General features: G+C 37.8%; 6 protein-coding genes. All 6 read right to left on the bottom strand.

The annotated features are described in order from the left end of the window. Positions 1–39: 39 nt before the first annotated feature. On the bottom strand, positions 40–630 hold the full coding sequence (locus tag FTT74_RS13120; protein WP_257221867.1) for a hypothetical protein: 591 nt from the start codon (positions 628–630) through the stop codon (positions 40–42). Positions 631–718: 88 nt separating this feature from the next. Beyond that, positions 719–2059: a restriction endonuclease subunit S gene (locus FTT74_RS13115; protein WP_179989147.1), complete on the bottom strand. Its 1341-nt coding sequence runs from the start codon at positions 2057–2059 to the stop codon at positions 719–721. Then, a complete protein-coding gene (locus FTT74_RS13110) occupies positions 2056–3618 on the bottom strand; it encodes a type I restriction-modification system subunit M (RefSeq protein ID WP_179989148.1) in 1563 nt (520 codons plus the stop codon). The genes FTT74_RS13115 and FTT74_RS13110 overlap by 4 nt, the downstream gene beginning before the upstream one ends. Before the next feature lie 63 nt (positions 3619–3681). After that, a complete protein-coding gene (gene hsdR / locus FTT74_RS13105; RefSeq protein ID WP_257232498.1) occupies positions 3682–7137 on the bottom strand; it encodes a type I restriction-modification system endonuclease in 3456 nt (1151 codons plus the stop codon). A 464-nt stretch (positions 7138–7601) separates the two neighbouring features. Further along, positions 7602–10463, bottom strand: coding sequence for a DEAD/DEAH box helicase (locus FTT74_RS13100; RefSeq protein ID WP_257221868.1), 2862 nt, complete (start codon positions 10461–10463; stop codon positions 7602–7604). Further along, positions 10456–11602, bottom strand: a 1147-nt coding sequence (locus FTT74_RS13095) for a hypothetical protein (protein WP_180168150.1), incomplete at its 5' end; no start/stop codon positions are given. The genes FTT74_RS13100 and FTT74_RS13095, both read right to left, overlap by 8 nt.

Here is an 11602-nt window from a genome sequence, read left to right as displayed (position 1 = left end):
GACTGGCAGTACTTTTATAATCATGAACGACCTCATATGTCAGTAAATGGTTGTCCACCTATTTTTAAACAATAACAAGGCTTTAGATTTTCTACCCATTAATTCAATTAAAAATGGGGGTATTACCTTTAATTCTTTATTTTTAGATTCAATTTCAAGTTTATTATGCTCTTCTATAAGTAAAGCTAGACGCTCTCCACGCTTTTTTGCCTCTAAAGCTTCAAGTTCTTTACGCGCTCGCTCCTGATAATCTTTATTATATTCAAAAAATTCTACCAGAGAAACTTCTTCTAAACCCACTTCTTTTCTTTTATTATTTTGCTCTTTACACACCGCTTTCATGCGATGATAATCTTTTTCATATTCTTCTTTTTGATATTTATCAGCTTTATCATCCCACTCTGCTGTAAGTTTTTCTAACTGAGCTGCACCCTCATGTATTGCCTGTAGTCCTTTAAACAGTAAGTCTTTACTCGTATTATAGTTTTTTTTGATATCTTTTAAAGCTTGCTCTTTTTTTTCAGCTTGAGATTTGTCTTTATGGGGACTATTTGAACCAAATGCATTAATTAGAGGCGCTATTAAAATAAATAGTAAGAAGAATCCTCCTATTAAAAAAAGAATTTCCATTATTTACCCCCACGAATAATCCAAAGTAACTCAGGCACTCTTTCGAGTGCCTTTAAAAGCTGTCTTAAAATAATAAATGTTAAAAAGTTTATTTAACTTTCTTTACCTTCTTCACCGGCTTACTCGCTTCCCGTTCCTCCTGAATTTTAGCAAGCAAGGCTTCAGCACTATTTACCCCTGTAATGAGGTCTTGATGCTGTTCACGCCATTCGGCAGTGAGTTCACCGCTAAAGGCTTTGGCTAAAATAGATTGAGTCAGTAAATTCACTCGTTTTTGGGCTGCTTCTATTTTTTTCTCAATCGCGGAACCTAATGCAAGTAACCCTCTTACTCTATTGACTATCTCAACTTGTTCTTCTAATGACGGTATAAGAAATTTATAATCTCTAATTCCTTTCAATGGAACATTTTTAATCGTAGCACCTGTAGCTACCGCATGAGCATATTGAATGAAAAATTCAGAAGAAAGAAGAATATAACCAAAATCTCTATTCATTTTTTCATTGAAATTTAAGTAGCAAGCACTTTTCCCTAAAATAACTTTTTCATTTTGATAAAAAGCTAAATTTCCAATTGTCCCATTAATAGACAGAAGTAAAGTATTATCACCCAAATCTCTTTTATGTTTTTCAAACTCTAGCGCATTAACTGATTTTGTGCTTTCTTTTATAACAATTTCACCATTTATTAAATTATTACCATTTACAAAGTAATACTCTCCATCTTCGACATATTGTGGAGTTCCATGTAAGCCATCCCCAATTCTGTGGGTACATTCAGCCAAAGTAGTGGATACCCACTCCTTAGTTTCACTACGCCACTCCTCCGTCAACTTCCCACTCACCGCATCCGCCAAAACCGACTGACGGAATTTTTTAAGAATGGCTGGAATGGCATCTAAACGTGCTTTAATTTGCTCGACTTGAGCAAGCATGATATCAAGCTGACAAACGATTTCTTGCTGTTCGGCTAATGGAGGTACTGGTAAATCATAAGTTGCAACATGTTTAGGTTGTGCTCTAGTTAATGATCCACCAACCCCTGACACATTTGCACATAGTAGATTTCTGAATTCTAAACTTTGAAAATAATATCGATAAAATTTCGGTACGACATTACCTTGTCTGAAAACAATCCATTCAGATGATGCTATGTTTAAATAGTCTGTATGTTTGCTAACTTGCCAAACACGATTAATCCTTGGATTAATCTTGCATAGTAAAATATCATTTTTTTCTACTATTTGCTTTGAAGAACCAATTTCCTTTGCTTGTAGTATTTCTGGGTAACCTTCTGGAAAAATTGGAACACTATAAAGTTCATAATACGTTTCATCATTTTTTAAAGGATTAAAGTTATTCGCACGATAATCATTTAAATGAGCAAATGAAGATTTCAACCATTCAACAGGCAAATTATCTAAACTCATGCCTGTTCCTCTGTACCTAAACCTAAAGCATCTGTAAGCAATTGCTTTTGTGTATTGGCTTCATCCGTTTGACCTAAAGCCTGCATCAAAGCATCCAGCTCGACCAAAGCCCGTGTCAATTCAGCCATCGCTTCACTCGCCAACACATGAGGTTCCGGCAAATTCGCAGCATCCACGGCGTCATTATCTTTTAACCATGAAATATCTAAAGAATCACCCTTCTGCTCTTTAATCCATTCACGGCTAAACTTACGCCAACGGCTGTTCTCTAACGTCTGCTCTTGGCTTTCTTCTGTAAGCGACCATTCACCCTCGATACGTGGTGTTAAACCTTTAGGGTCAGCGCCATACACAGTTTCAAAGCCTTTTAAATGCGCTTCGGTAAATGGCGTGCGCTTACCAAAACTTGGCATATTGGTACGTAGGTCATAGACCCAAGTTTCAGTCGTACAGTTTTCATCTTGTAGCGGATTGACTTCTGTTCCTTTGGTAAAGAACAGCACATTGGTTTTCACGCCTTGTGCATAGAAAATCCCTGTCGGCAAACGCAAAATCGTATGCACATTACATTTATTCATCAAGTCTTGACGAATCGCTGTCCCTTGCCCAGCTTCAAATAACACGTTATCGGGCAATACCACGGCGGCACGACCACCTGGTTTTAAGTTCTTATAAATGTGCTGTAAAAATGCCAATTGCTTATTTGATGTGTTAAATGGCAAATCATCACGGGTAATACTCGCTTCACCACCTTTAGATGTACCAAATGGCGGATTGGCTAAAATTACATCCGCTTTTGGCAACGCCTGCCCCACAGGACCTAATGAGTTACCCAGTTTAATTGCACCTTGCTCACCACCAATATCATGCAGCAAACAGTTCATTTGCGCTAAACGGCGCGTATTCGGAACAAGCTCAACACCAACAAAAGCATCTAAAGTGTAAAACTGAGTTTCTTGTTCAGTTAGTGCATACAAATCATTGTGCTGTCGTATATACGCATCCGCAGCAATCAGGAAGCCTGCCGTACCACATGCTGGATCTTGAATCACTTCACTTGGCTTAGGTTGTATACAACGCACAATGCTGTTAATTAGTGGACGTGGCGTAAAGTACTGACCTGCCCCTGATTTGGTTTCGGTCGCATTCTTCTCAAGCAAGCCTTCATACAAATCGCCTAGTCCATCCGCTTTAATACTAAACCAGTCCAGCTTGTCAAATTCATTGATTAGTTGCTGTAAATGGCGTGGTTCACGTAAACGGGTTTGAGCATTGGCATAGATTGATGCAATCAACTCATTCTGATTTTGCGATAAATCAAGCAACATCTGCTTATAGAAATTGAGTAATTCAATACCGTTATGATCTTTAAAATGCGACCATTTATATTTTTCAGGATAAATCTTGGCAAGTGTAGAAAACTCATCATCTAACTCATCGACCATTTTAACGAAGAGCAGCATCACCAGTTCAGACACATAATCGCTATAGTTAATCCCGTCATCTTTTAATACGTCGCAAAGATTCCAGAGTTTTTGGACAATATCATTTTGTGTCATGTGCTGCACTTCATCAGAAAATGTGAAAAATATAGAAATTTTATTACAGGTGAATTGTAGCAGTTAAGATGCCTGCCACAACCCGTCATGGATATCATCGACCAGTTTTTCAACGTCGCTATCAAGTAACTTACTCAAGCGTTTAACCCCACCATCTTTGGCGAATTGATGGTGAATCATATTCTTGTCAACCACCACCTCTTTGGCAATAAACAGGGTTAAACGTGCCAACCATTGCTTCTGATCTTCCGTCCATGCACGCTGCTTTAGAATCTTGTTCAGACCTCGCTGATAACGCTCTTCGACAGAAGAAATTTCTTCACCCAATGTTGAACGGCGAATCATAGAGATGATCTGTGAAGCATATGTTTGATTGGACTCATTGCCACCTAGTGCCTGTGTCAGCTTGCTTTGGGTAAAGCCTTTGCTAGTCAACAAGTTTTCCAGTTCTCGTAACTGCTCACGAGTCAGATCAGATGGTCGTGTAACAACCGCTTTGATAGCGGCATTGTCGTTCAGGGCTGTTTTAACGAAGCTATCAAAATATTCCAGATAATCTTCAGGCTGTTGATGTGCCGTATCTACGACGCGTTCAATCAGTTCGTCTTTCTCATCCGAAATAATTGGCAAATCAAGTGTACCGAGTGCACTGCGAACCTCAGCCAAACGAGCTTCTAAAATCGCACTGTTCTGCTGTAGCCAGATGCCAAGATCATCCACGCCTTTAGCACGCAGCATTTGTGGTAGCTTAAATGAATCAACCTTAAAGTTTTCTTTGATTTTTCCAAGTGCTTCACGCAGTTTGACCTGATCAGGATGATGCTTAAATTTCTCAGCCTTACCTAAAATACGGGTTACTTTCTGAATAAATTCATCGAGAACGATATCCGCTTGCGTACGCTTGACTTCATCAATGCAAGGAACATTGATTGCTTTAGCTTTCTGCATCAACTCGGGATTACTTAACTCACGAATCAGCTGATCAATACTGATATTTGGACGCACAACAATCGGCTGCATGGTATTCACCGCTTGTAAGGTCGAAAAAATATCTACGGCGTCGTATATACGGAATTCTGTTTTACCGATTTCAGGACATAACCGAGTTGCACGACCGAGCATCTGTTCAAACAGCACACGTGAACGAACTTTACGCATAAATACCAAATTGCAGATTTTCGGTACATCAATACCCGTGGTCAGCAAATCTACAGTGACGGCGATATTCGGAAACTTATTCTTTTTATAGCTCTCTACCAGTTTGCTCGGCTGATCTGCATTGCCTGTGATTTTCACCACAGCATCATTATTCCAGTCTTTCCCATATTTCTCTTTGAACAGCTCATTTAATAATGCTACCACCTGATCCGCATGACGATCCGTCACGCAGAAAATCATGGTCTTTTCATCACCGAGTGGATTGAGGTCTTCAACCAATGCCTGACAAATAACTTTATTGAAGCTTTCATTGATCACACGACGGTTAAAGTCTGCGACATCAAAATCCATATCATCGGGTATTAGCGCCGTGGTCTTTTGCCCGGTGGCATTAGTCATCACCTGAACGCTTGTCCCTTTAGGTATTTCAATACCTGCCTGACTAAGCTTGGTGATATAGCGAATCGGTTTATCATAGTTAACTAGATAACCTTCTTCTACAGCACGAGTAAAACTGTAGGTGAAGACAGGCTTACCAAAAATCTCTGTTGTATGTAGTGCAGGCGTTGCAGTCAAACCTATCAGGCTGGCATCAAAATAGTCGATTACACGCTTATAGGTAGACAAGTACTGCGCTTCATCACGAATCGTTTCCTCACCTTCAGTCATTTCCTTATCCAGGGTATAACCACGGTGTGCTTCATCAATGATGATACAGTCATAAAAATCGATTGGCAGTGGTGCATCACTGTTAAACAGACGATGTACCAAGCTTTGCACTGTAGCAACTTGAACTTCAGGACGTTCAGTAGTATCTACACCTAAATCGGCAACCGTATAGATTTGTGCCAGGGTTTGGCCTTGCTCAATAACTTCAGCACCAAATGCATCAAATGCCTGTGTGCCTAAAGTAGAACGATCAACCAGGAACAATATATGCTTAAAACGCTGGCTTTTGATTAATCGGTACATTAGACCAGTCGCTAAACGCGTTTTACCTGTGCCTGTTGCCATTGCCAATAAAATACGTTGCTTGTCTTTGGCAATTGCTTGCTCAACCGCTTTAATGCCTTCTCGCTGATAGGCACGATCATTGAATGGCAGAATCTCAGTCTGTTCTAAATATTCATCTGCACGTTCAATATCCTGCTCAAGTTTTCGTTTCAACCCTGTTGGTGAATGGAAACCTTGCAACACTCTAGAAATGTTAGATGGATGTCGTACATCACGGAACCAAACTCCTCCCTCATCAGCTAAACGCTTAGACTGCTTTTGACCATTACATGCATACACAAAAGGAATGTGGTAGACCTTTTCCTCAGATGTCCACGGCGTATTCTTGTATGGCTTGTCTAAATCAGACGCAAATTGAAAGCCTTGTGAGTAACGCTCCGCCTGACGAATATACTGACTGACGGTTTTGTTCTGCTTTTTTGCCTCGACCACTGCAACAGGCATCAAGCCTTCAAAAAGTACATAATCCGCAAAACCCTCTTCACCACCCAGTAACGTCGGATATTCTGCTATTGCAAGGTTTAAACCTTTTTGCGGGCGAACGCCGTTGCTATACCTTAAAAGCTGTGTATCTGCCTGCCAACCTGCGAGCTGAAGCTGACGGTCAATGAGCTCTCGTGTTTCAGCCTCGGACAATTCAAATGAAGCATTGGCTATATCCAATTGCTCATCTTCAATAGGTGTCTCTAAAGTAGGCATGGTTGCCTGCTGTTCCAGCTCTTTTACTTTTGCTTCATAGGCAGCGAGTTGAGCCTGTAGGGTTTGTGCTTCTACTTGCTGCTGGTGCTTAAGCTGTAGATTCTCTGCTTCTAGTTCTGCCAATTTATGTTGAATATCTGAGTGAACAGTTTGCTTGTCCTGTGCCGTACGCAACTGCTGCTGTAACTCCATCAATTCAAAACGCATGCGCCGTGCTTCAAGCGTTGGATCAACAGGTGCTTCAAACTCAGGGAACAATTTGGTTTTCTGAGTAGTCAGAATATACAGCCACTGTGCCATTCGATACGATAACCGTAGAGAAGTCAAAGCATCACTATGATCGGTTTCGGCATCATGCGCACCTTTGTTACCATTAACACGCAAGGTATGTAAAACAGAGATAAAGTCAGCTTTCAGCTTGAGTCTATTCTCAAGTAAACGTATACGGGAGAGAAAATCCGCCTGTTCAGGGATTTCAAGTTGATTGGCTTGGGCTACTTTATTAACCAGAATCTCAGCAAATTTTCGGGCCTGTACAAGTGTATGTGCTGGTGCTGTGTAATATGCCGCTTCTGCACTGACCAATAAAGCATGCATCAAAGGATCTACATCCTTTAAGAAATCAAACTGAGACTCAGCCAAATTCATCATATTTTTGCAACTATCTGTATTTTATTATGCTTTTATACAAAGCTACCTCTTCAACGTAGCATATCAGTTCACGTTATTTTTATTAAGAAAAATCTTTTGTACATAAGTCTAATTCAGAATGGCTGTTGCAAAAATATTTTGCAAGATGCTGATTTCCAATGGGTTTTCTAAAATTTTAATAAAAATAATCATATAGTTAAGTATTTTGCAACAAAGCCCAATAATTCTGTAACTTCAAGGCTTATGGATTGATCCTAGCCATAAAATAAACAGTTAACGCGCTAATTTCATTTAAAGGTGGTGACAATTGAACTAAGTATAACATCTCCTTTTAACTGACATTTAAACATTTATTAATGCATGTTTTTAGCCATTTCTACCAAAACAAATGTAAAATCAATAAACCACTTTATCGTTTTTTATGAAAAAACAGAGCATGTTAACCATGCTCTGGCTATAGCTTATTTAGTGGATAAATTTAGTAACATAGACGAACAATACAAATCATTTGGCATTAAATATGAATTAGATTTTTCTGCCATAAAAGACTGTAGGGCTTTATCCGCTTTTTCTAATAGGCTATTTGCCTGCTGTGTAGTAATCGGTACTGTTTGATGAAATGCGGTTAATTTTTTAGTGAACATATCTAAAATTTTTGGTGGATTTACATGCTCACTTTTTGGTGAATATGTGTATATACAGAATTGCTTACGTACAACATTCCCTTGCAAATCTTGCCATTTTAAAATATTGGTCGTCATAAAATTCATAAACGCATTTTCAGCATTTGAAATAGCACAGCATAATCCACCAGTATCATAATCCAATGCCTTTTCAATCAAATATTGCATGATAGGTGAAGACAGATCTAGCATATGTATCTGAGGATGATTCACTGCGACAGAGCGATCAATCGTTACATCTAATAAAGATGCTTTACCTAATATGCTTTTAAATTTTTTCTGAAATTCGTCATTAAATCGGATACGAATATAGCCAGACTCGCTATGTAAAGTATGCTCAATATCCAAGAGGTCAAGCATACCTAAAATAAAGCTTTCGATATGGTTAGTTTCTACCTGAATATCTGTTCGAACACTATCAGCATCCCCACTTGTAGCATAAGATAGGATTTCTCGCTGGATATTCACTGCTTCTTTGGCATTTCTTAATGCCTCTTCAATTCTTTCTTCTGTGCGCGAAATACCTATCTCAGTAAGCGTTTTCAAAACATCTTCAACGTCAACATATTGACTAAGCTCACCTAAAATTTCATCCTTCAATCCATCATTAAACTCATGTACTTGTACATTGGAAAGATCATTAACAATTTGCTCAATCCGCTCATACATTTTAAAGATAATATTTACATCAACACTGTCCGGTTGATGTAAATTAAAAATGAGAACATTTTTCTGTTGTCCATAACGATATAAACGCCCAATACGTTGGACTAAGCGCATCGGATTCCATGGCAGATCATAATTCACCATGATATTACAGGTCTTTTGTAAGTTAATCCCCTCGCCACCAGCTTCTGTAGAAATAAGAAATTGGCCTGTTTCTTCAAAGTTTTTGATCGCATTAATACGATCATCATGTTTCATAGAACCATTAATTATTTCAACTTTACCTAGACCATATTTATCTTGTAATTTGGTCTTAATATATTCTTGAGTCGTTCTATACTCAGTAAAAATAAGAACTTTCTCCAAGGAGTCTTTTGCCAAGATTTGATCTATGATGGAATCTATGAATACTTTTATTTTTTTGTCTTCACATATTAAATGATGACTTACTTCGACTAATTCTTTTAAATCTTCTAATTCTCCTGCAAAGAATTCAATCGCACTTTTACCATCATTTAAAATTTTAGTAAGCTCTTCTTCTAGAATTTCACCGGCATATCTTTCATCATCCAACTCCTGTAAATTTTCATGCGCTGACTGATAGCTCATTTCAAGGCGTGTCACCCGTTTTAACAAGGCCTTATGAATAGCCATTACACTGGATGCTGCCAATTTACGATATGTAGTCATTACAAAGCCAATTGCCCGAGCAAAATTTCCTTCAGCTTGGCTAGCTTGATACCCTTTTTTAAAGTAAGCAGATAATAGCTCTTCAAACTCTTGGAATTCATCAGTTGTAGGAATAGCTATCGCTTTTGTCACTTTTCCTTTAAAAATAAATTTACCGTCTTTATCTGTGACATCTGCCTTGTGATTTCGATAAATCATATCCCTAATAATTTCAGGATTACGATCCAGTTGTAGCAAATCTCGTCTTCTTTCAGGTCGCAATAGCTCCAAAAGTGCAACAAATTTTGCCTGATCCCCCTGGTGAGGGGTTGCAGACAAAATGATCATTGCTTTCGTTTGTAATCTAAGCTTTGCTGCTAAATCAAAACGGTCAGAAGAATCATATTTATTTCCATACTGTCTTCTAGATAGGCGATGACCTTCATCAAAAATTACGAGATCCCAATTTCCAGCATCTAATAATTTTTCAATATGATTATCATGTTTTAGGGTATCCATCGACCCTATGACATAATCATATTGTTTCCATTCACGCTGTTCGTTAATAAAAAAGTCTGTACCATAAATTCTAAATTCATCAATATGGAATTTATGATACATCTCCTCTTTCCACTGTTTGGTCAATCCAGCTGGTGTAACAAGCAATACTCGTCTTGCTTGATCCCGCTGTCTTAAAGCATGCAATAGCATTCCAGTTTCAATGGTTTTACCGAGACCAACATCATCTGCAATTAGCCAATTCAAGTTATTTGTTTTCAAAATATGGTGAACTAAATTAATCTGATGTGGTAATGGATCAATATCTAAATGTGATAGTGCACCTGTATTCTCATTCCACAATTTAATCGCATTCGCCAATACTCTTAGCCTAAATCGCTCTACTTCAGTCTGACTAATACTGACATCACCACCTTTAAAACGTGCTTCTGCATTTTTAACAGGAATCAAATGTTGGAAAGGCATCCAAACTCTAATGTTATCTTGCTCATAATTGACTAGATATTGATGAAATCCTGCAAGCTTGCGTTCAAATACAATTACCCCTCTACCAAGTCGTTGATATCCTATTTCTGGGGTAGCATCTTGTACTTCCATTCCTATCTTAAAGGCTGGTTGTAAATCTTTTAACTTCACATCTGAAAATTGATTTTTAAGATCCGTACTAATCCACTTAATAACACCAGTTTCTTCATTTTTTATTTGAGAAACAATGCCATATCCAAGCTCTCCATTTACATCTAACTTAATCAAACAACCTTGAACTGGGGTTAAAGTATTATTCATTTAATTCACACTCAATTTCTTCATCATCTTCTTGCGACTGAGCCGATTTCTTAGATTTGGCTTCCAGTTTGGCTAAACGTTCTATTTCCATTTCTTTATCAAACTGTTCCAAAATTCCACTTTCAATAGTTTTGAGATTAGAAGTCTTTGGCCTTGAAATCCCCCACTTTTCCAGATCCTTTTCTTTCTGTATTTGCTGTGTATCGTGACTTGTATGCCAATATTGTTGAGTAAATTGATTGTCTTGAAATTCAACATATTGTGGCAAATTGTCATCTATATTTAAAAATCTATATTTTAGAAAGATTGCAAAGGATGAAAACTGCCGTACATAGCTTGGGTCATTCACCCATTCATCATCTAACTCATGAAGCAATATTTCTATTTCTTCAAAATCTGGATATCCACTAAAAGATCGAACAATACTTAACAGTGTCGGCCAAGGAAAATATTTTTGTCGAATCTTAAAATTATAAACACCAGCATTATCATAGTCTGAATAAGAAAAATCACTTTCTAGAAGTTCTTTGGTTCTTACCATTAAAATAAATTCTTCAAAGGTAAATGATGAATCAGCTAATCTTTTTAAGGCAGCCCAAGTGGCATTGGATGGATGCTCCTGAAAAAACACCTGTAATTGATCTAAAATTTTCTCACCATGCCAGTCCAGCAAGCTCATAAATTCATTCGCTTTTAATAACGATTTTTCCTCACGACTCAAAGAGCCTGGGAAATAATCAATTTCACTTTCAACAAAATCAAATTCAGTAAAAGCAAATATTGCATCATCATCTTGAATAACTGAATATTCTTCTTTTTCTTCAGTAGAAATATCTAGGTCAGATAAAAAATCAAGAAAATGTGTTGGCTTATCTATTGAGAGTGCTTCAATATCTTCAATATCTTCAATATCTTCAATATCTTCAATATCTTCAATATCTTCAATATCTTCAATATCTTCAATATCTTCAATATCTTCAATATCTTCAATATCTTCAACAGCTTCAACAGCTTCAACAGCTTCAACAGCTTCAACAGCTTCAACAGCTTCAACAGCTTCAACAGCTTCAACAGCTTCAACAGCTTCAACAGCTTCAACAGCTTCAACAGCTTCAACAGCTTCAACAGCTTCAACAGCA

It is taken from the genome of Acinetobacter sp. YH01007 (assembly GCF_013420425.1).
In the GTDB taxonomy this organism is placed as follows: Bacteria; Pseudomonadota; Gammaproteobacteria; order Pseudomonadales; family Moraxellaceae; genus Acinetobacter; species Acinetobacter towneri.
Note: the sequence above shows the minus strand (reverse complement) of the source record. Positions and strands in the feature narration are given on the sequence as shown.

Coding starts and splice junctions, on each gene's coding strand:
- hsdR (WP_257232498.1), bottom strand. CDS start 7,137: ATGAATTTGGCTGAGTCTCAGTTTGATTTCTTAAAGGATGTAGATCCT.
- FTT74_RS13110 (WP_179989148.1), bottom strand. CDS start 3,618: ATGACACAAAATGATATTGTCCAAAAACTCTGGAATCTTTGCGACGTA.
- FTT74_RS13120 (WP_257221867.1), bottom strand. CDS start 630: ATGGAAATTCTTTTTTTAATAGGAGGATTCTTCTTACTATTTATTTTA.
- FTT74_RS13115 (WP_179989147.1), bottom strand. CDS start 2,059: ATGAGTTTAGATAATTTGCCTGTTGAATGGTTGAAATCTTCATTTGCT.
- FTT74_RS13100 (WP_257221868.1), bottom strand. CDS start 10,463: ATGAATAATACTTTAACCCCAGTTCAAGGTTGTTTGATTAAGTTAGAT.